The organism is Citrobacter sp. CK198 (assembly GCF_030333295.1).
Classification (GTDB): domain Bacteria; phylum Pseudomonadota; class Gammaproteobacteria; order Enterobacterales; family Enterobacteriaceae; genus Citrobacter_B; species Citrobacter_B koseri.
Map to the genome: position 1 here is coordinate 341,066 of NZ_JAOWGE010000030.1, position 21,841 is coordinate 362,906.

Consider the following 21,841-nt stretch of genomic DNA (forward strand, 5'->3'; position numbering starts at 1 on the left):
ATGAATTCTTCCTTTGAATCTCTGATTGAACAGTATCCCTTACCCATTGCCGAACAATTGCGCCACTGGGCGGCCCGTTATGCCTCGCGAATTGCCGTCGTTGATGCAAAGGGGTCGTTAACCTACAGCGCGCTTGATGCACGGGTCGACGAACTTGCCGCAGGTCTGTCATCACTGGGTTTGCGTTCGGGGGAGCATGTAATTGTGCAGCTTCCCAACGACAACGCGTTTGTTACCCTGCTGTTCGCCTTGTTAAGACTGGGCGTTATCCCCGTGCTGGCGATGCCCTCGCAACGGGCGCTGGATATCGACGCGCTGATTGAGCTGGCGCAACCCGTCGCTTACGTTATTCACGGGGAAAACCACGCAGAGCTGGCCCGACAGATGGCGCACAAACACGCCTGCTTGCGTCATGTTCTGGTCGCTGGAGAGACCGTGAGCGACGATTTTACGCCGCTCTTCTCCCTTCACGGTGAGCGGCAGGCGTGGCCGCAGCCTGATGTTTCCACCACCGCGTTGCTGCTGCTTTCAGGCGGCACAACCGGCACACCCAAACTCATCCCGCGCCGACATGCCGACTATAGCTATAACTTCAGCGCTTCTGCTGAACTGTGCGGCATCAGCCAACAGAGCGTGTATCTCGCCGTCCTCCCGGTGGCGCATAACTTTCCGCTGGCCTGCCCCGGCATTCTGGGAACGCTTGCCTGCGGCGGAAAAGTGGTGCTGACCGACAGCGCCAGCTGTGATGAGGTGATGCCTTTAATCGCGCAGGAAGGCGTGACTCACGTCGCCCTGGTTCCGGCGCTGGCGCAATTATGGGTGCAGGCCAGGGAGTGGGAAGACAGCGACCTTTCGTCGCTGCGCGTCATTCAGGCGGGCGGCGCCCGGCTCGACCCGACGCTTGCTGAGCAGGTTATCGCCACCTTTGACTGTACCCTGCAACAGGTCTTCGGTATGGCGGAAGGCCTGCTCTGTTTTACCCGGCTGGACGATCCGCATACCACCATTCTCCACAGCCAGGGGCGCCCGTTATCCCCTCGGGATGAAATCCGCATCGTTGATCAAGACGAGAACGACGTCGCGCCGGGCGAAACCGGGCAATTGTTAACGCGCGGCCCTTATACCATTTCGGGCTATTACCGCGCCCCTGCCCACAACGCGCAGGCTTTTACCGCGCAAGGGTTTTACCGCACAGGCGACAATGTCAGGCTGGATGAGGCGGGGAACCTGCACGTTGAGGGGCGCATAAAAGAGCAGATCAACCGCGCCGGAGAAAAAATAGCCGCGGCTGAAGTGGAATCGGCACTGATGCGTTTAGCGGAAGTGCAAGATTGCGCGGTGGTCGCCGCGCCGGACACGCTGCTTGGCGAGCGGATTTGCGCGTTTATCATCGCGCAGCAGATGCCAACTGACTACCAACAACTGCGTCAACAACTGACCCGTATGGGACTCAGCGCGTGGAAAATTCCTGACCAAATCGAGTATCTGGACCACTGGCCGCTCACCGCCGTCGGCAAGATAGACAAAAAACGCCTGACGGCTCTCGCCGTCGACCGTTATCGCCATTCAGCCCAATAAGCGCAAACCGACCCGAAACAGGTTGAAATAAACCCGTTTCGGGTAGCACCACTATTAGAAATAGTTATCATTTTCAATTCACCATTGTCGGTATTTTTGGCGTTTCGCCGTCTTACAGGGACTCACAACAATGAAAATGACACGGCTTTATCCTCTGGCCTTGGGGGGATTATTGCTCCCCGCCATTGCTAATGCCCAGACTTCACAGCAAGACGAAAGCACGCTGGTGGTTACCGCCAGTAAACAATCTTCCCGCTCGGCATCAGCCAACAATGTCTCGTCTACCGTTGTCAGCGCGCCGGATTTAAGCGACGCCGGCGTTACCGCCAGCGACAAACTCCCCAGAGTGTTGCCCGGGCTTAATATTGAAAATAGCGGAAACATGCTTTTTTCGACGATCTCGCTACGCGGCGTCTCTTCGGCGCAGGACTTCTATAACCCCGCCGTCACCCTGTATGTCGATGGCGTCCCTCAGCTTTCCACCAACACCATCCAGGCGCTTACCGATGTGCAAAGCGTGGAGTTGCTGCGAGGCCCACAGGGAACGTTATATGGCAAAAGCGCTCAGGGCGGGATCATCAACATCGTCACCCAGCAGCCGGACAGCACGCCGCGCGGCTATATTGAAGGCGGTGTCAGCAGCCGCGACAGTTATCGAAGTAAGTTCAACCTGAGCGGCCCCATTCAGGATGGACTGCTGTACGGCAGCGTCACCCTGTTACGTCAGGTTGATGACGGCGACATGATTAACCCCGCGACGGGAAGCGATGATTTAGGCGGCACCCGCGCCAGCATAGGGAATGTGAAACTGCGTCTGGCGCCGGACGACCAGCCCTGGGAAATGGGCTTTGCCGCCTCACGCGAATGTACCCGCGCCACCCAGGACGCCTATGTGGGATGGAATGATATTAAGGGCCGTAAGCTGTCGATCAGCGATGGTTCACCAGACCCGTACATGCGGCGCTGCACTGACAGCCAGACCCTGAGTGGGAAATACACCACCGATGACTGGGTTTTCAACCTGATCAGCGCCTGGCAGCAGCAGCATTATTCGCGCACCTTCCCTTCCGGTTCGTTAATCGTCAATATGCCTCAGCGCTGGAATCAGGATGTGCAGGAGCTGCGCGCCGCAACCCTGGGCGATGCGCGTACCGTTGATATGGTGTTTGGGCTGTACCGGCAGAACACCCGCGAGAAGTTAAATTCAGCCTACGACATGCCGACAATGCCTTATTTAAGCAGTACCGGCTATACCACCGCTGAAACGCTGGCCGCATACAGTGACCTGACCTGGCATTTAACCGATCGTTTTGATATCGGCGGCGGCGTGCGCTTCTCGCATGATAAATCCAGTACACAATATCACGGCAGCATGCTCGGCAACCCGTTTGGCGACCAGGGTAAGAGCAATGACGATCAGGTGCTCGGACAGCTATCGGCAGGCTATATGCTGACCGACGACTGGAGAGTGTATACCCGTGTAGCCCAGGGATATAAACCTTCCGGGTACAACATCGTGCCTACTGCGGGTCTTGATGCCAAACCGTTCGTCGCCGAGAAATCCATCAACTATGAACTTGGCACCCGCTACGAAACCGCTGACGTCACGCTGCAAGCCGCGACGTTTTATACCCACACCAAAGACATGCAGCTTTACTCTGGCCCGGTCGGGATGCAGACATTAAGCAATGCAGGTAAAGCCGACGCCACCGGCGTTGAGCTTGAAGCGAAATGGCGGTTTGCGCCGGGCTGGTCATGGGATATCAATGGCAACGTGATCCGTTCCGAATTCACCAATGACAGTGAGTTGTATCACGGCAACCGGGTGCCGTTCGTACCACGTTATGGCGCGGGAAGCAGCGTGAACGGCGTGATTGATACGCGCTATGGCGCACTGATGCCCCGACTGGCGGTTAATCTGGTCGGGCCGCATTATTTCGATGGCGACAACCAGTTGCGGCAAGGCACCTATGCCACCCTGGACAGCAGCCTGGGCTGGCAGGCGACTGAACGGATGAACATTTCCGTCTATGTCGATAACCTGTTTGACCGTCGTTACCGTACCTATGGCTACATGAACGGCAGCAGCGCCGTCGCGCAGGTCAATATGGGGCGCACCGTCGGTATCAATACGCGAATTGATTTCTTCTGATCCTTTAAATAAACAGGGATGCCGTCACAGCATCCCTGACGCGCTTATCCCGCCCAGGGCAGCTCCGCCCAGGTTATCAATTGCCACATCCCCCCTGCCTCTTTGTCTATGATGTACGTTTAAGAGGATGCTATGGGTGTACAGAAATCTTCGCCTGAAAAGGTAGTATTGGAAGGTGTTATCCCTGGAACATCCCGTCTATCGCCCCTCATTTGCGATGCAAATAACAATTGATCTTTACCCATTCAAGCTAAACCTGATTACTCAGTAAAACCAGGCAATGTCTTTTCCTTGTTTCGAAAACGATTTCCTTAAATGTGCGCTTATGGTGACTAAAAACTACACTTTTACTTAAATTTAAGTGTACACTCTTTACGAAAACGTTTTCGATAAATAACGACAGGAGATGAGTATGAGCTGGAGTGGACGTGCAATACGCTCGACGATTGATAAAAGCGGTGAACTTGTGCTGTCTCTGGAGCAGGTCGAACTGACCGAACCGGGCGACGATGAGGTGATCGTCAGGATCGAGGCGACCCCGGTTAACCCCAGCGACAGCGGCATGCTGTTAGGCCCGGCGGATCTATCTGATATTCGGGAATTCGACAGCCGTGTCACGATGACTGTCCCATCAGAACGTCTGGCGGCTATCGCTGGCCGCCTGGGACAACCCATGCCTGTTGGAAACGAAGGCGCGGGTACCGTCGTGGCCGCAGGGAAAAATGCACAAGCCTTTATCGGTAAACGTGTCGGGATGTCCGGTGGTGGTATGTACGCCGATTACCGCAGGACAGATATGCACAATCTGATTGTGCTGCCCGAGGGCGTGGAAGCAGCCGATGGCGCCTCTATTTTTATTAATCCACTCACCGCACTCGGTTTTGTGGAGACGGCACTTCGGGAAGGCCATAAAGCGCTTGTTCATACCGCAGCGGCATCGAATCTTGGTCAGATGCTACAGCGCATCTGTCTGGCCGATGGTATTCCGTTAATCAATATCGTGCGCACCACTGAGCAGGAAAAAATCCTGCGCGAACTGGGTGCGACTTATGTGCTCAACAGCAAAGAGCCTGATTTTGCTGCCCGGTTGACCGATGCGATTGAAGAGACCGGCGCGACCGTTGCTTTTGATGCCATCGGCGGCGGCAAACTGGGTATTGAAATTATAAATGCTATGGAGCGCGCGGCCGCCCGCAAAACCGCAGCCTATAGCCGCTACGGTTCCACTCTCTTTAAGCAGCTGTATATCTATGGCGGGCTGGACAGTGCCCCGACAGTCCTCGATCGTGGCGGGCTCGGCTATGCCTGGAGCATATCGGGATGGCTGCTGTTTAACTATCTCAACACGGTTTCCCCGGCGGTTCTTCAGCGACTGCGCCAGCGGATCGTCGATGAACTGACGACCACCTTCGCCAGCCGCTACACGCGGACCATCGGCCTGGCCGATCTGCTTGATCCTGATGTCTTACGCGCGCTTGAACGCAAAGCGACGGGCGAAAAATTCCTGATTGATCCGCGAGTGGGCTGAATGCCCACCTGTGAAAAAACCACTTTAACCAGAATAAGCCTTCTCATGAGGCATGGAGAATCCGCATGACAAATTTAGTGAAAATTATCCGGTTCCACGAAAAAGGAAGCGCAGATGTTTTACGTATCGATGAGCTCACTCTACCAGAACCAGGTCCGGGTGAAGTTCGCCTGCGGGTAAAAGCCATTGGGCTGAACCGCGCCGAGGTGATGTTCCGCGAAGGGCAATATTTCCTGGAACCTACTCTACCATCAAACATTGGTTATGAAGCCTCCGGGATTGTCGAGGCGGTTGGCTCGGGCGTGGATGCCGGGCTTATCGGGAAAATCCGCTCCACAGTTCCTGCTTTCCCACTTAATCAATACGGCGTGTATGGCGAAGTCGCTATCGTGCCCGCCGAGGCGCTCGCCGCGTATCCTGAGCGCTTATCATTCGAGGAAGGAACAAGTATCTGGATGCAGTACATCACAACCTACGGGGCGCTGGTGCATAACGGCCATGTCACCAAGGGCGATTACGTCGTGCTGACAGCAGCAACCAGCTCCATTGGGATCGCGGCAATTCAGATTGTTAAAGCAGAGGGTGGGATTGTCATCGCGACCACGCGCGGCGCCGACAAACGGGATGAACTGCTTGCTGCCGGGGCGGATCACGTTATCGTGACTAGCGAAGAAGACGTTGCAACCCGAATTATGGAAATCACCCAAGGCGCTGGCGCGCGGATCATTTTTGATAGCGTAGCTGGTTCCGGTCTGGCCGAACTGGCGCGCGCGACGGCCAAAGATGGCCTGATCATGATTTACGGTAACCTTGCGCCGGAACCGACACCGTTCCCGATTTATGAATCCTGGGGTCAGGGAGCGCAGGGTAAACCATTCAAAATGATGGGCTATACCATGTTCTCAATTACCGGCGACCCGGTCGCGCTCAAAAACGCGGAACGCTACATTTTCGAGAAGCTGGAGAGCGGGCAGCTGAAACCGCGCATCGACCGCACCTTCCCGCTTTCCGAAATCGCCAATGCACACCGCTATATGGAAAAAGGTCAGCAAATCGGGAAAATTGTTGTCGTGATTTGAGGTTGAGCCTTCGTAAAAGGAGGTTGCGAATCAGCTTATCTGCACTTCGCTGATTTGGGCGCGCTGATTCCCAAATTATTTCCATAGACAAATAAAGCCACCTGTATCTCAGGTGGCTTTATTATTATTCGATTTCCGTTACCCGGATTAATTTTCGGTTCAGGAATTCCCCCATCCCGATTTCCGATAACTCGCGCCCGAAGCCGGAGTTTTTCACACCGCCAAACGGCAGGCCCGGAGAGTCAGCAAAACAGGAGTTGATATAAACCATCCCGGAGTCAATATGCGACGCAATGCGCTGCGCATTTTTCGTATCAGCATCAAAGACGTAACCGCCCAGGCCGTAAGGCGTCGCGTTTGCCAGACGAATCGCCTCTTCTTCGCTGTCGACAACATAAAAAGAGAGTACCGGTCCAAAGGCTTCCTGAGTATAGAGTGGGTTAGCCTCAGTAATATCCGTAATAATGGTCGGTTCAAGATAGAAACCCGGACGGTCGACTCTGTTGCCACCAAAAACAATGTTTGCCCCTGCCGCTTCCGCCTCTTCAATCTGTTTCAGCAGCCCCTGCAACGCACGTTCGCTTACCAGCGGGCCGAGCAGCGTCGACGCATCCTCTGGATCGCCAACGTTGATTGCCGCAAACTTCTCTTTGAGCGCCTCCAGCATGCGTTCGCCACGCTCACGGCCAATCACAATGACGCGCTTAATATTGACGCAACCCTGCCCCGAGTTCCAGGTACGCCCCATCACAACCTGCTCTACAGCATGATCCAGCGGCGCGCCAGGCATAATAATCGCCGGATCGCTACCGCCCAGTTCAAGAATGACCTTCTTCAGATTTCTCCCGGCACGTTCGCCAACGGACGTTCCCGCCCGCTCGCTGCCCGTCAGCGCGACCCCGCGCACCCGGAAGTCGTCAATCAGGCTGGCAATCTGATCGATACTGCAAAACAGGTTGGTGTACGCCCCTTCCGGCGCGCCAGCTTCCTCAAACAACCGTGCGAACGCCAGTGCACACTGTGGGACGTTTTCCGCGTGTTTGAGCATAACGACATTACCGGCGATGAGCTGCGGCGCCGCCACGCGCACCAGCTGGTAATAAGGGAAGTTCCAGGGTTCGATCGCCAGGATAACCCCGATAGGTTCGGAGAGTAACGTCGCGCCTGGCTCACCTGGAATAGCCTGTGCCGCGAGCAAACGCTCACCGTTGGTGGCATAGTAGTCGAGAATATCCGCGACTAAATCAATTTCCATATAGCCAAAGCGCGTCACTTTCCCCATTTCAAGCGTCGGGTAGGTCACATACTCATCGCGTTTCTCACGCAGGATTTTTGCCGCCTTGCCGACAATCGCAGCACGCTCAGCCACAGACCGTAAACGCCAGTCGTCGCGATAAAGCGTGTCGGCTTTTTCCAGAGCGGAAAAGACCTCAGCATCGGTCTGCAACGGGAAAGTTTTGAGTAATTCACCTGTTGCCGGGTTAATACTTTGAAAGCTCATAAAAGGCTCCTGATGATAAATGCATAAGAGAAAATATAGGGGAACGGCGAGCCTGGGCAAACCGCATCATTTTCCCCTGTCCGTTTCATATTTAACGAAAACGTTTTCGCAAGGAATTAAAAATAAAGTTATCGTGTTCAGGCAACAGGGGCCTGAACGAACCGTACACAACCCGCGATCGGCGCATACCATTTAACAGCATATCGGGTATAAATTTCGGCCTGCGGGGAAAACTCTCCAGGGTTATCGAGCGTGCCGGCCTTAACCAGTAACATGCCGGGCATATTTGTCGCTTCGGTTACCACTGGCGAGCCGCATTCCCGGCAGAAGTGGCGGTGTGACGGCAGTCCGCTGTCGCCTGTATCGGTAAAGCATGCCGTTACTCCCTGCTGTTCATAATCACTTTTTTCCACCAGAAGGTTAACCGAGAATGCACTTCCGCTCGCTTTCTGACAATGGGTACAATGACAAACCACCACCGAGCGGGGCGGTGTTTTCATTCTGTAGCGGACGGCACCACACAGGCATCCTCCTTCCACCAACGTCATGTTCTTTCTCCTTTGTTAATTTTATCGAAAACGTTTTCGATAATTAAGTAGACAATACCCTGACCGCGTGTGGCCGTCAAGGCAGGGAAATTGGCCGGTTATGCTTTCTGGAAAAATTCACTACCGTGTGAGGAGCGCAGGATCAGCTCGGGCGACCACACCTCCTGTAGTGTTTCGACCGGTTTACCGTTCATGTGCGCCAGAAGCAGCTGGACCATTCGCTGGCCCGCTTCCTGGGTTGGCGCGGAAAAGGTGGTTAACGGCGGATTCAGGTAAGGTCCGAGCGGGTGGTTGTCGCAACCAATAATTGCCACATCGGTACCGGGGCGCTTTCCGGTTTCCACAATGGCCTGCATCGCGCCGCTGGCAATCAAATCGTGGCCGCACATGATCGCCGTTGGCGGATTTTTCATCGCCAGCAGCTTTCTGGCACCCGCTAATCCGCCTGTTTCGGACAGCTCCCCGTCAACAATCAGAGCAGGATCAAAAGACAGATTTGCGGCATCCAGCGCCGCCATGTAGCCTGCCCGCAAGTGGTGGCTGAGCATGAGGTAGTCTGGAGTATTGAGAAGCCCGATGCGGCGGTGCCCCAGGCCGATAAAGCGCGCGGTGCCGTTGCGCCCGGCAACAGTGCGGTCAATATCAACGAACGGGAAAGGATTGCCCGTTTCACTTCGTCCGAGAGTGGCAAATGGCACGCTGCGATCCTGCAAAAACTGGATTCTGGCATCCTCTTTACGCGTTCTGCCAAACATCACCGCATCAACACGCTGTTGTTCAACCAGGCGTCTGAAGCTGTCTATCTCCGATTCAATGCTTCTTCCGGTGACAATAACCAACTGATAAGGCGTTTTTTCCAGTTCCTGGTCGATTCCGGCCATTAGATCGAGAAAAAAAGGTTGTGCAAAGTGGGCCTGAGGATACGAAAGCACAAACCCGATGGTTTCCGACGTTCCGCTGCGCAAACGCCGTCCCGCCGGATCGGGCGAGAAGCCCAGTTCAGACGCGGCGGCAAGCACGCGTTGCTTCGTGGCTTTACTCACATCCTCCCGGCCATTCAGCGCCTTGGATACCGTAGAGACGGACAACCCGAGGTGCTGTGCCAGTTTTACGATATTGATCCTTTGCTTCATCCCATGCCACCAGAATTGATTGATTTATCGAAAACGATTTCGATTAAATATAACAGATTGGCTTTTTTAAAACTATCAGGATGCCCTGTCCCCACATCATTAGTACCGTGCGGACATTAGCAATGTCCCCTCCTGGTACAACGCAGTCAGTCTAAAGCGCCGTCAGGTCTGCCATAATCGTACAGCAGACCTTTTTACCGGAAAGCCCATTCCGAACCGCATTCTGGACGTTCTAGCGCAACAGTACCTTACCCAGCAGATAAGTTGTTGCCTGTCCGCCGATGTGGACTCGATCCCCCACTCGCTGGCAGCGTAAATCCCCGCCACGTTCGGCGCCCTGGTGCGCCAGCATTTGTGTTTTTTTCAGTTTTTCAGCCCAGTACGGAATTAGCATGCTATGTGCTGAACCTGTAACGGGGTCTTCCGCCACGGCTTCTCCCGGGCAAAAGAAACGGCTGACAAAATCGTATTTCTCTTCGCCGGGCGCGGTTATGCAAACCATTTTCCCCAGAGGGAGCATGGCATTAATGTTCGGGCGTAGCGCTTCTACCTGCCGTTGATTATCCAGCACGACCATGTAATCACGCGCCACGCGCACTTCTTTGCATTCTGTGATGCCCAACGTTTCCAGCAATAAGGACGGCGGCACGACAGGCTCGGTTTCCCAGGCAGGAAAATCAAGCGTCAACCACTCGCCGCTGCGTGCTACTGTCAATGGGCCAACAAACCGGGTATCAAAATGGATAGTCGCGCCCGGGTAATCAAGATGTTCAAAGATGACGTGCGCAGCAGCAAGTGTGGCATGCCCACACAGATTTATTTCCCCCTGAGTGGTAAACCAGCGCAACTCGAAGCCGTTTTCATTTGGGACAAAAAAAGCCGTTTCTGACTGGTTATGCTGTTTAGACATTTTCAATAATGTCTCATCGGGCAACCACTCGATGAGCGGACACACGGCTGCGGCATTGCCGCCAAAAGTAGCCGTGCTAAAGGCATCAACCATGTAAAAATCAATTTGTTGCATAGCGCAAACCTCGAATCGTTCTTTGAGCCCCCACACTCTACCATGCCTCGACAACGCGCAATCTCGTATTTTTCATCGCTTGATGTTCGGCTTCGGCGCCATTCCGTTGCTGGCGGTGTATCCCAATACCAGACGACATTTAAACAACGCCGCAACACCCCATTGACCTTCAAGTGAACTTTAAACTTATACTTTGAAAAAGGCCAATAGGCCGGGACGCCGTCTGAAATTGTCGAAGAGGAAGTGAGATGCAAACGATTCTGGGGGCAAGCGGACAGATTGCCCGGGAACTTGCTCGCGAGTTAACGCATTCTTACAGTGCTGAACTGAGGCTTGTAAGCCGTAATCCACAGAAGGTAAATGACAGCGATAGCCTTATGCCCGCTGATTTACTGGATGCCCGTCAGACACTGGAAGCGGTTAAAGGAAGCCGCATTGTCTATTTTGCGGCGGGTCTGCCGCCGGATGCCGACCTCTGGGAACAGCAGTTTCCGGTAATGCTGCAAAACGCGCTGAACGCGTGTCGGACAGTGGGGGCAAGTTTTGTTTATTTTGACAATACTTATATGTACCCGCAGGACAGCAGATTGCAGACCGAGGAAACGCCGTTCCTGCCGTCAGGGCGCAAAGGGCGGGTTCGGGCCCTGATGGCAAACAAAGTGCTGGAGGAGATGCGTCGGGGCGACATCCCTGTGCTTATCGGGCGCGCGCCCGAGTTTTATGGGCCGGGGAAAACCCAGAGTTTTACCAATGCCTTAATTTTAGACAGACTTAAAGCAGGGAAAAAAACACGCGTGCCATTACGTGACGACACGTTACGTACGCTCATATGGACCCCCGATGCCAGTCGGGCTTTAGCGCGTCTTGGCAACACCCCTGATGCCTTCGGTCAGACGTGGCACCTGCCCTGTTGCGATGAACGGCTCACCTATGCGCAGTTCGTTTCTCTGGCCTGTAACGTGTTCGGGAAAGAAACGTCATGGTCTGTCCTGAGCAAATTCGCCTTGTTCGCCGCCGGTATCTTTTCCAAAGGCCCACGGGAACTCCGGGAACTCCTGCCCCGCTATCAACATGATAACCTGTTTGATTCATCAAAATTTAAGCGGCGATTCCCGGACTTTCAGATAACAACGTACCGTCAGGGACTGGAAACCTTTTACCGTGAATGGAAAGCGTCGCTCACCGTAAAGAAAGACCAATAAACAGCCACGCGGGTGGTATCAATAAACCCCTGACATTAAACAGGTAGAATCAGATGAAACTCATTGAGATAACAGAAGCTGGCGGCCCTGAAGTTCTGAAGGTAAGCCAGGGAAAAATGCCGGAATGCGGCGAGAACGATGTCCTGATCTCAGTTAAAGCGGCCGGCGTGAATCGCCCGGATATTATGCAGAGAGAGGGAAAATATCCCATGCCAGAGGGTGTTACGCCGATTCCCGGGCTGGAAGTCGCGGGTATCGTACACTCAATCGGGAAAAACGTTGCTCACTTTTCAGTTGGCGATCGCGTCTGTGCGCTCACCAATGGCGGGGGATATGCAGAATTTTGCGCCGTTCCGGCAGGTCAGGTATTGCCTGTCCCACAAAATTTAAGTTTTACAGAAGCAGCTGCGCTCCCGGAAACATTCTTTACGGTATGGGCCAATCTTTTTTCGTTGGGAAAAGTGAGAAAAGAGGATGTTGTTTTGATCCACGGTGGCGCAAGCGGCATAGGGACGACCGCGCTGGCGTTGTGTAATGCCATGAATATTAAAGCGTTCAGCACCGTCGGAAGTGACGATAAAATTCCGCTCCTGCAACAATATGGGGAAATCATTAACTACAAAACCCATGATTTTGAAGAAGAAATCCTCAGCAGAACCGACGGAAAAGGCGTTGATGTTATTCTTGATATTGTCGGCGCCGCTTATTTTAACAAGAACCTTCGCCTTCTTAAAAAGGATGGTCGGCTCGTACTGATTGGATTTATGGGGGGCAGGATGGTTAAGGAATTTGATATCCAGGAACTGATTCTTAAAAGAGCGGTGGTAACCGGTTCAACGATGAGGAGCCGGGACGCCGCTGAAAAGGAAGAAATCGCCCAACAGCTCATACAAAAAGTATGGCCTTTAATCGAAGCCGGAAAGTGTAAACCCGTCATTCACCAGACAGTTAAATTTGAGGATGTCCGTCAGGCACATACATTACTGGATGCCGGAACTCATATCGGTAAAGTTATCCTTACCCTTGAATAAGCGCAAAGGGCGGGAGCATCCCCTGTCCCGCCCTGAGTAATTATACAATCCTCAGCGGGCCAGCCCCTGGTAACCGGGTTATCAGATTTGCGCCCATTAACGTTGCCGGCGTGTAGGCCCCTCCTGCAATCCGGTTCATCATCAGGTGCTCAACCACCGCTAACGCCCCCATAATGGTCAGGGTATAACCATTCGGTGTACGGATACGGGCAGTTTTTTTGTCGCCACGGGCGTTGATGGCCTCTCCCCACACAAAAGAGGGCGTCTGTTCACGTTTCATTTCTCCGGGGCCTTTCACCGTTCGGGATATATAAGCCTTGAGGAGCTTCTGAACCCACGCCAGTCGCAGCAATGGCCTGATGTAGTTTGCTCTCCGGGCCTGGGAAATCATGCGCGTCGACCCCGGCACAAAGACCTGAATGTCTGGAATACCTGTCGTGTAATACGCCGTGGACACGTCCCCCCAGGGGATTGTCATCGCGTCCTTCTCGCCATCGCCGAAGTCAATACGGCGAACTTCATAAGCAAGCGGCACGGTAATGATCTTCCCTCCTCGCCGAATTTTTCCGCCCTGCGCCAACCCCTCGATCGCTGTTTTCGCCGTACCCGGAGAAAAAACAGAGCGTGAATCGAATCCCAGGTTAAGGCGGATCGCATCCGGCAGGGCCTCCTTCAGGGCGGCCGCCACGCAGTCCGTAGGAATAACGTCAAACCCGACGCCGGGGCACAATACAACACCGGCATCCCGGGCACGGGTATTCAGCAGTTGTGCCGCTTCGAACACGCCTATCTCCCCTGTAATATCAAGATAATGGGTTCGGGTTTGCAGGCAGGCCTCCATCAAAGGCGCCGCAGTAGCGGAGAACGGCCCCGCACAATTTAATACCAGAGCACACCCTTCAAGCTGTCTGAGCAGTTCAGCCGGGTTATCAAGGGCGAAGGCGTGAGCCTCAAGCCCGAGATTGCGAGCCAGAGAGTCTACCGTTTCTTGCCTGCGCCCCGCCAGAACTGGCCTGAATCCTCGCCGTACGGCCTCACGGGCAATCATTTCTCCGGTATAACCGTTCGCGCCATAGATCATCCAGCGCGGAAATTCTGGATGGGAATGTTGCTCATTCATTGCATTAACCCCTTTAATAAATAAATTGCCCGGCTTACGTCACAGCATAACCTTAAAGTTAACTTCAAGGTCAATATACCCGTCATACTTCACGTTGCATGTACATTGGTTGTGCCATAACGGTGACAGTTCAAATCTGAGCCAGGAGGCATAACGTAATGATTAAATTCACCAGCGAATGATAAAGCCAATACCATTACTTTTATTCCGCCTTATTTTTATTCGCCATTGATTGTCAGACGGCAAGATAACGATTAAAATAGTTTCTATCGCATTCACCCTTCGTTGAATCCTTCTCATTACATCTTCAGAGAAATCGTCAGTCATGATTATCAGACCAGAGCAACATTGGTTTTTTCGATTATTTGATTGGCATGGCTCGGTATTGTCAAAAATAACATTTCGGTTATTTTTAAACCTTGTCATGTCAGCTATCGCAATTATCATTTATCAATGGTATGAGCAACTGGGCATCCACTTAACCGTTGCCCCTTTTAGCCTGCTGGGGATCGCAATCGCTATCTTTCTTGGCTTTCGCAACAGCGCCAGCTACAGCCGTTTCGTTGAGGCACGGGGACTGTGGGGAACCTTACTGATTGCCGAGCGTTCCATCATCCGTCAGTTAAAAAATTTGTTGCCGAATGACGTTGAGCTACATAAAAGAATTTCAGGTTATCTGATTGCCCTTTGCTGGAGCCTGAAACATGAATTACGTAAAACCGACGCCGGATATGATATGTACCGAATTCTGCCCCGGCATATTCTTACCCAGGTCATGTTCAGCCCGATGAAAACCAACCGGATATTATTATTGATCGGCGATGAAATGGCGGCATTGCGTAAACAAGGCAAGCTGAGCGATATTACATTTGGCCTCATCGATAATAAAATAGATGAAATCGCCCACGTTATTGGCGGCTGTGAACGAATTGCAAATACCCCGGTGCCGTTTGCTTATACATTAATACTCCAGCGAACTGTTTATCTTTTTTGTACCCTTCTTCCTTTTGCGCTGGTTGGCGACCTGCATTACATGACGCCATTCGTGTCCGTTTTTATTTCCTATACCTTTTTATCCTGGGATTCCCTGGCGGAAGAACTTGAAGATCCCTTTGGCACATCGGCTAACGATTTACCGCTCAACGCGATTTGCAACACCATTGAGCGCAATCTGAAAGAGATGACCGGGCAACAGCCCCTGCCGGAGCCGCATCAGCCCGATCGCTACTTCAATCTGACCTGAGTCCATTGCCCGCTACCCACCAATGTACGACAGGTTTTGCGTAATGCCGGTGTTCCCCTGATGCAAAAAATGCGTCTGTTTTTTATGCGTCAGCGCATCGGCAATACGCATCTTAAGGGCATCCTGCTGCGTATCGTCTTGCAGCATGTCTCGTAAATCGACCCCGCCATCACCAAAAAGACATAAATGCAGTTTGCCGATGGAAGAGACACGCAGCCGGTTGCAACTGGCGCAGAACGTTTTTTCATAGGGCATGATCAGGCCGATTTCGCCTGCAAAGTCCGGGTGGCAAAAGACCTGTGCCGGGCCATCACTGCGCTGGCGAATCTGGCGCACCCAGCCGCGTCGCAGCAGTTCATCACGCAGCACCGCGCCCGAAATATGATGGCGTTGAAACAGCTCGCTGCCCTCACCCGTTTCCATCAGTTCGATAAAGCGCAACTGAATGCGACGAGGCTTAATCCAGGCCAGAAACGTGTCCAGTTGATGATGATTCACATCGCGCATCAGAACTGTATTCACCTTGACCTTTTCAAAACCGGCGGCAAACGCCGCATCAATACCGTTCATCACGTCCTGAAATTTATCCTGCCCGGTGATGGCATAAAACTGGCGAGCGTCCAGACTGTCCACGCTGACGTTGATGGCGGTTAATCCGGCCTCACGCCAGCGTGCGACGTCACGCGCCAGGCGATAGCCATTGGTCGTTATCGCAATCTGGCGAATCGCCGCATTTTCGCGCACCGCCGCGATAATATCGATAAAGTCGCGGCGCAAGGAGGGTTCCCCGCCGGTAAGACGGACTTTTTCCGTACCCAGCGCGGAGAACGCGCGGGTGACGCGGCGAACTTCATCCACCGACAAAAATGACTTGTTGCTCACGCCGCCGGGTTTGTACCCGTCCGGCAGACAGTAGGTACAACGAAAATTGCACACATCGGTAACGGACAGACGTAAATAGGTGAATTTACGCTGCCATGAGTCCATAAGCGGTTGCATAGATAACCTCGGGAGACAACGAACAGGCAGGCCACATCAGCGTGATGTGGCCTGAGACAGGAAGTAAGACGTGTTAGTGGGTTTTCATCCCCGCCGCCAGCATCAGCAGCTTAAACCCGGATGCGACGACGGCCAGCGCCATAACGCTTGCCGCCCAGATGATGACCATCCAGCCCACCCTTTTCCACCAGGCGCGTGGGGCGGTATCCGCAGGTTTAGCGTGCTCTGTGTCTGATAGTGAAGCCATTAATGATACCCCTCATCAGGATTAATTTTTCCGCGAAAGACGTAGTAACTCCAGCAGGTGTACATCAGAATTACCGGGATAATCAGTAGCCCCCCCACCAGCATAAAGCCCTGGCTTTGCGGCGGTGACGCGGCCTGCCAGATAGAGATCGACGGCGGAATGATATTGGGCCAGATGCTGATGCCCAGCCCGCTGAATCCCAGGAAAATCAGTCCAAGGGTCAGCATAAACGGCCCATAGCTCGCTTTGCGGTTATAGGCGGAACGCACAATTCCCCAGCAGCAAACCAGCACTAACAGCGGGACAGGCGCAAACCAGATGGTCTCTGGCAGGCTGAACCAGCGTTGAGCAATCGCCGGATGCGTCAACGGCGTCCACAGGCTGATAATGACGATGATCGCCAGCAGCAGCAGCGTCAGGATAATCGCCTTCTCCGACATGCTTCGGTGCAGCGGGCCTTCCGTTTTCATGATAAGCCAGGTGCAGCCCAGTAACGCATAGGCCACCACCAGCCCCACGCCGCAGAACAGCGGGAAAGGCGCCAGCCAGTCCATCGTCGAGCCGCTGAACGCCCGTCCGGTTACCTGCAAGCCGTTAACCAGCGTTCCCACGGCGACGCCCTGGCTGAAGGTTGCCAGCACAGAACCGCCGATAAAGGCTTTATCCCAAAGCGGACGGTGTTCCGGCGTCGCTTTAAAGCGAAATTCAAACGCCACGCCCCGGAAAATCAGCCCCAGCAGCATGGCGGTTAACGGCACGCTGAGCGCATCGACAATCACCGCATAAGCCAACGGAAACGCGCCATATAACGCCGCGCCGCCCAGCACCATCCAGGTTTCATTGCCATCCCAGACGGGGGCCACGGTATTCATCATCATGTCGCGCTCTTTCTCGTTCTTATTGAACGGAAAAAGAATGCCGATCCCCAGATCAAAGCCGTCCATCACGATGTACATCAACGTTGCGAAAACAATGATGACGAACCAGATTATTGACAGGTCGATGCCCATTTTATTCTCCCCTGCGTGTGTTCATGGGTTCGCTCACCGCCGATAACGGACGCGCTGGCGTACCCCCCTGAGCGATATCATGCGCATGTTCGCGCACTGGCCCCTTTTTGATCAGCCGCACCAGGTAGAGGTAGCCCACCCCAAAGACGGACGAATAGACGAGGATGAACGCCAGCAGGCTGACGGACATGTGCATGTCGCCGTGTGCGGAAACAGCATCACGCGTGCGCTGCAAACCGTAGACCACCCACGGCTGGCGGCCAATCTCGGTGGTAAACCAGCCCGCCAGAATAGCGATTAACCCCGATGGCCCCATGCAGAATACGAACCACAGGAAAGGACGACACTGATACAACCGGCCACGCCAGCGCAGCCACGCGCTCGCCACCCCGGTCAGGATCATCAGCATCCCCAGCCCCGCCATTATCCTGAACGACCAGAAAATGATGGTTGAGTTCGGGCGATCCTCTTTCGGGAACGACTTCAGCGCGGGCACTTGTTTGTCGAGGCTGTGCGTCAGAATCAGGCTTCCCAGATAAGGGATTTCAAGGCTGTACTTCGTTTTTTCCGCATCCATATCCGGTACGCCAAACAGAACCAACGGCGTGGCTTCGCCTGGCGGGTTTTCCCAGTGCCCTTCAATCGCCGCAATTTTCGCCGGCTGATGTTCCAGCGTATTGAGACCGTGCGCATCGCCAATCACCGCCTGAACCGGTGCGACAAACAGCGCCATCCACAACGCCATCGAAAACATCTTTCTGATCGCGGGCGTGTCGTTTCCTTTCAGCAAATGCCAGGCCGCCGAGGCGCCGACGAAGAACGCGCTCGCCAGAAACGCCGCCGTGGACATATGCAATAAACGGTACGGGAACGACGGGTTAAAGATGATGGCCATCCAGTCCACCGGCACGACAACGCCATTCTCAATCGCGTAACCCTGCGGCGTTTGCATCCAGCTATTGGAAGAGAGGATCCAGAACGTTGAAAACAAGGTTCCCAGCGCAACCATACAGGTCGCGAAGAAATGCAGTCCCGGCCCGACGCGCTTCCAGCCGAACAGCATCACGCCCAGAAAGCCCGCTTCAAGGAAGAATGCCGTCAGAACTTCATACGTCAGCAACGGACCGGTGATACTTCCGGCAAATTGTGAAAAGCCGCTCCAGTTAGTCCCGAACTGGTAAGCCATGACCAGGCCTGAGACCACCCCCATCCCAAAATTGACGGCAAAGATCTTTGACCAAAAGTGATAAAGGTCGCGATACGTTTCATTTTTGGTTTTGAGCCATAGCCCTTCAAGGACGGCGAGAAAACTTGCCAGGCCAATTGTTATTGCGGGAAAAAGAATGTGAAAAGATACGGTAAAGGCAAATTGTATCCTCGCAAGGTGAAAAGCATCTATTCCAAACATAATTCCCCCCACGGAGTCGACATTGACTGATTTATTTTGTACAACGCTTTCATTTTCAGCCTTTTTCTTTGATTAATAGCGATTTTCTGAATATTTCAGAGCAGGTGAATCTAATAATTTTCGGCGTGTTTAATTAGTCTCAAACAATTATTCAAAAAGTTCAAATAGGTTAAATTTAATAAGTGATAGATAACATTTATTATGATAATGATAAAATCCTGTTATAATTTCTTTAAATCGACAGCGCAGACGCCGCATAATCCGGGCAAACCCCGCGAATTAACTGGGTTCCACCATCTGTTATATAAAATTTTATATAACGAATAATAAAAGATGTTGCTGTTATCTCCCGTGTAGAGACAACTGTTTGTATTTATTAACCATCACCATTACCCATTTTTTAAATAAGGTTAATGGCTTTTCAAATGGATATTTGTCCGGCTGGCTTTTATTTATATAACGCGCAGCCGCTAAACGTAATTGTTAAATACACTGGAATAACCCTACCTGCTATGTAGCTATTTCAGGATGCCAATGTGACCAGAATAGTCAGGAGTTCATATGAATAAGAAAAGACGTTCAGTTCCCGGAGTCAGACACTATGACGGTCCTGCTGGCGGCTGGGGCGCGTTAAAAGCAACGGCCATTGCCGTTCGTACACAAATGGACGCGCTTGAAGCACCCGTTACCCTGTTACGCACAAATCAGCCAGACGGCTTTGACTGCCCAGGATGCGCATGGCCGGATAAAGAACATAAATCAACGTTTCAGTTTTGCGAAAACGGTGCGAAGGCCGTCACGTGGGAAGCAACAAGCAAGCGTGTCACACCGGCGTTTCTGGCCAAAAATACCGTCAGCGCGCTGCTGAAGAAAACAGATTTCGAACTTGAAGGGTATGGTCGCCTGACTCATCCGCTGGCCTATCACAAAGAAAGCGACACATTTCGCCCTGTCGAATGGGAACAGGCCTTTGCCCGCATCGGCGAAGTGCTTCGCGGTCTCTCCCCTGAACAGGTGGAATTTTACACGTCCGGTCGCGCCTCCAACGAAGCGGCATATCTGTTCCAGCTTTTTGCGCGCGAATACGGCAGCAACAATTTTCCCGACTGTTCCAATATGTGCCACGAAGCCACCAGCGTAGGTCTGCCGCGCTCAATTGGCATCGGTAAAGGAACCGTATCGCTGGATGATTTTGAAAAGACGGAACTGGTGATCGCTATCGGCCATAACCCAGGGACAAACCATCCCCGTATGATGGGGACGCTGCACGAGCTTGCGCGCCGCGACGTGCCGATTATCGTCTTTAACCCGCTGCGTGAAAGAGCGCTGGAACGCTTTGCCGACCCGCAGAGCATCATCGAAATGGCAACCTACAGCTCAACCGACATCGCCTCAACCTATTTCCAGGTCAGGGCTGGCGGTGATGCCGCCGCGCTGAAAGGCATTGCCAAACATGTGTTGCAGCTGGAAGCCGAGCGTGGCGATGTTCTGGATCGCGAGTTTATCGCCGCCCATACGCTGGGCTTTGACGATTTTGCCGCAGATATTGCCGCAACCTCCTGGGAATCCATTGAGCGCGAATCAGGTTTAAACCGTGAGCAACTGGAAAAAGTCGCGGAAGCCTACGCCAGGTCCAACGCCACCATCATCACCTACGGCATGGGCATTACCCAGCATAACAAAGGGACGGCGAACGTGCGTCTGATTGCCGACCTGCTGTTAATGCGCGGCAATATTGGCAAACCCGGCGCAGGTATTTGCCCGCTTCGCGGCCACTCCAACGTTCAGGGGAACCGTACCGTCGGCATTACCGAGAAACCGGCGCCAGAATTCCTCGAACGGTTGAGCGACGTTTTCGGGTTTGTTCCCCCGTCGAAACACGGACACGACGCCGTACAGGCGACGCAGGCCATGATCGACGGGCGCGCCAGGGCGCTGATCTGCCTGGGCGGTAATTTTGCCGTGGCAATGCCCGATCACGAACAGGGGTTCCCGGCAATGAACGGGCTGGACTTGAGCGTCCACATCGGCACCAAACTGAACCGAACGCATCTGTTGGTCGGGAAAGAGACGTTCATCTTCCCCTGCCTCGGACGCACCGAACTGGATATTCAGCGCACCGGCAGACAATCCATCACGGTAGAAGATTCTATGTCGATGGTGCATGCCTCCTCCGGCAAACTGAAACCGGCGTCGCCGTTATTGCGTTCGGAACCAGCCATTATTGCCGGAATGGCGAAAGCCACGCTGACAAACAGCAAAATCGGCTGGATGGAGCTGGTTGCTGATTACGATCTCATCCGCGAACTGATTGAACAAACCATTCCCGGTTTCGACAATTACAACGATCGTATCCGGGTGCCTGGCGGTTTCCGTATGCCGCTGCCGCCGACCGAACGCGTCTGGCCGACATCGACGGGCAAAGCCATGTTCTCCGTATTCCACGGCGTTAACGAGAACGTGACCGGCGAAGGTGAAAATACGCTGCGTCTGATTACCCTGCGAAGTCACGATCAGTACAACACCACCATTTACGCGATGGATGATCGTTATCGCGGCGTATTTGGCCGTCGTGACATTATCTTTATGAACGAAGGCGATATGGAGCAGTTAGGGCTTGAACATGGCGATCGCGTCGATATCCGAACGGCCCTGCCTGACAGCGATCTCTGCCTGGAAGATATCACCGTCGTGGCCTACAGCATTGCGGCTGGTTCTGTCGGCGCCTATTATCCTGAGGCCAATGTTCTGGTTCCGCTCAATTATATTGATAAAGAGAGCGGTACGCCTTCTTATAAATCCGTACCGGTAAATATCACCTTGCGTTCAAAAGAAATTCGCGCGCTGTAAAATTCGCCCCTTATTCATGGCGTTCTGCTGAATAAGGGGATTTATTTTTCAGCCACTGACGCGCAGAAACGGTATTGCTACGCCGCAATTTGGTTACAAAATTTATACATTTATGCAATAATATGAACCCATGTCGTAGCGCAAACGGCTGCCGGAGCCTCTTCTTAGCCCCCAACAGACCGTCTGCC

General features: G+C 53.3%; 17 protein-coding genes. 8 read left to right on the forward strand and 9 right to left on the reverse strand.

Translation table 11 applies throughout. The features are described from left to right. The 4 genes from ybtE (at nucleotide 1) to OGY62_RS10420 (ending at nucleotide 6,337) form a co-directional block, all read left to right on the forward strand. Complete coding sequence (gene ybtE, locus OGY62_RS10405; RefSeq protein ID WP_286459744.1) at nucleotides 1-1,578, forward strand: yersiniabactin biosynthesis salycil-AMP ligase YbtE; 1,578 nt, start codon at nucleotides 1-3, stop codon at nucleotides 1,576-1,578. Nucleotides 1,579-1,708: 130 nt separating this feature from the next. Next, the gene (gene fyuA / locus OGY62_RS10410; RefSeq protein ID WP_286459745.1) at nucleotides 1,709-3,730 is read left to right on the forward strand and encodes a siderophore yersiniabactin receptor FyuA; all 2,022 of its coding nucleotides are present in this window, start codon (nucleotides 1,709-1,711) and stop codon (nucleotides 3,728-3,730) included. A gap of 412 nt (nucleotides 3,731-4,142) precedes the next feature. Further along, nucleotides 4,143-5,258 (forward strand): zinc-binding dehydrogenase, encoded by a 1,116-nt coding sequence (locus OGY62_RS10415; RefSeq protein ID WP_115614277.1) that lies wholly within the window; start codon nucleotides 4,143-4,145, stop codon nucleotides 5,256-5,258. Between the two features lie 65 nt (nucleotides 5,259-5,323). After that, complete coding sequence (locus tag OGY62_RS10420; protein ID WP_115626752.1) at nucleotides 5,324-6,337, forward strand: zinc-dependent alcohol dehydrogenase family protein; 1,014 nt, start codon at nucleotides 5,324-5,326, stop codon at nucleotides 6,335-6,337. Between the two features lie 124 nt (nucleotides 6,338-6,461). Here the strand turns inward: OGY62_RS10420 and OGY62_RS10425 are convergent, their stop codons facing one another. The 4 genes from OGY62_RS10425 to OGY62_RS10440 form a co-directional block, all read right to left on the reverse strand. Continuing rightward, nucleotides 6,462-7,838 (reverse strand): NAD-dependent succinate-semialdehyde dehydrogenase, encoded by a 1,377-nt coding sequence (locus OGY62_RS10425; protein WP_286459746.1) that lies wholly within the window; start codon nucleotides 7,836-7,838, stop codon nucleotides 6,462-6,464. 137 nt (nucleotides 7,839-7,975) lie between these two features. Next, a complete protein-coding gene (locus tag OGY62_RS10430) occupies nucleotides 7,976-8,386 on the reverse strand; it encodes a GFA family protein (RefSeq protein ID WP_049008989.1) in 411 nt (136 codons plus the stop codon). A 98-nt stretch (nucleotides 8,387-8,484) separates the two neighbouring features. Beyond that, nucleotides 8,485-9,519, reverse strand: coding sequence for a LacI family DNA-binding transcriptional regulator (locus tag OGY62_RS10435; protein WP_197982111.1), 1,035 nt, complete (start codon nucleotides 9,517-9,519; stop codon nucleotides 8,485-8,487). 232 nt (nucleotides 9,520-9,751) lie between these two features. Then, nucleotides 9,752-10,543: a PhzF family phenazine biosynthesis protein gene (locus OGY62_RS10440; RefSeq protein WP_104868582.1), complete on the reverse strand. Its 792-nt coding sequence runs from the start codon at nucleotides 10,541-10,543 to the stop codon at nucleotides 9,752-9,754. Nucleotides 10,544-10,791: 248 nt separating this feature from the next. Between OGY62_RS10440 and OGY62_RS10445 the strand changes: the two genes are divergently transcribed. Together OGY62_RS10445 and OGY62_RS10450 are read left to right on the forward strand one after the other, a co-directional pair. Beyond that, nucleotides 10,792-11,745 carry an NAD-dependent epimerase/dehydratase family protein gene (locus OGY62_RS10445; protein ID WP_286459747.1) on the forward strand — a complete coding sequence of 318 codons (954 nt, stop codon included), beginning with the start codon at nucleotides 10,792-10,794 and terminating at the stop codon, nucleotides 11,743-11,745. 53 nt (nucleotides 11,746-11,798) lie between these two features. Beyond that, the gene (locus OGY62_RS10450; protein WP_286459748.1) at nucleotides 11,799-12,776 is read left to right on the forward strand and encodes an NAD(P)H-quinone oxidoreductase; all 978 of its coding nucleotides are present in this window, start codon (nucleotides 11,799-11,801) and stop codon (nucleotides 12,774-12,776) included. A gap of 40 nt (nucleotides 12,777-12,816) precedes the next feature. Here the strand turns inward: OGY62_RS10450 and OGY62_RS10455 are convergent, their stop codons facing one another. Continuing rightward, on the reverse strand, nucleotides 12,817-13,896 hold the full coding sequence (locus tag OGY62_RS10455) for a saccharopine dehydrogenase family protein (RefSeq protein ID WP_233591044.1): 1,080 nt from the start codon (nucleotides 13,894-13,896) through the stop codon (nucleotides 12,817-12,819). Nucleotides 13,897-14,221: 325 nt separating this feature from the next. On the opposite strand from OGY62_RS10455, the gene OGY62_RS10460 reads away from it, so the two are divergent. After that, on the forward strand, nucleotides 14,222-15,139 hold the full coding sequence (locus OGY62_RS10460; RefSeq protein ID WP_047463338.1) for a bestrophin family protein: 918 nt from the start codon (nucleotides 14,222-14,224) through the stop codon (nucleotides 15,137-15,139). 12 nt (nucleotides 15,140-15,151) lie between these two features. Here OGY62_RS10460 and moaA read toward each other — a convergent pair whose 3' ends face one another. The 4 genes from moaA to OGY62_RS10480 form a co-directional block, all read right to left on the reverse strand. Further along, nucleotides 15,152-16,138 (reverse strand): GTP 3',8-cyclase MoaA, encoded by a 987-nt coding sequence (moaA, locus tag OGY62_RS10465; protein ID WP_058669255.1) that lies wholly within the window; start codon nucleotides 16,136-16,138, stop codon nucleotides 15,152-15,154. A 73-nt stretch (nucleotides 16,139-16,211) separates the two neighbouring features. Continuing rightward, nucleotides 16,212-16,385 carry a DUF2474 domain-containing protein gene (locus OGY62_RS10470; RefSeq protein ID WP_072271878.1) on the reverse strand — a complete coding sequence of 58 codons (174 nt, stop codon included), beginning with the start codon at nucleotides 16,383-16,385 and terminating at the stop codon, nucleotides 16,212-16,214. Continuing rightward, nucleotides 16,385-17,395 (reverse strand): cytochrome d ubiquinol oxidase subunit II, encoded by a 1,011-nt coding sequence (gene cydB, locus OGY62_RS10475; protein WP_112002025.1) that lies wholly within the window; start codon nucleotides 17,393-17,395, stop codon nucleotides 16,385-16,387. Before cydB ends, OGY62_RS10470 begins: the two co-directional genes overlap by 1 nt. 1 nt (nucleotide 17,396) lies before the next feature. Further along, nucleotides 17,397-18,803 (reverse strand): cytochrome ubiquinol oxidase subunit I, encoded by a 1,407-nt coding sequence (locus OGY62_RS10480; protein WP_200030106.1) that lies wholly within the window; start codon nucleotides 18,801-18,803, stop codon nucleotides 17,397-17,399. Between the two features lie 561 nt (nucleotides 18,804-19,364). Between OGY62_RS10480 and OGY62_RS10485 the strand changes: the two genes are divergently transcribed. Beyond that, complete coding sequence (locus tag OGY62_RS10485; protein WP_200030104.1) at nucleotides 19,365-21,653, forward strand: FdhF/YdeP family oxidoreductase; 2,289 nt, start codon at nucleotides 19,365-19,367, stop codon at nucleotides 21,651-21,653. The last annotated feature ends 188 nt before the right edge of the window (nucleotides 21,654-21,841 follow it).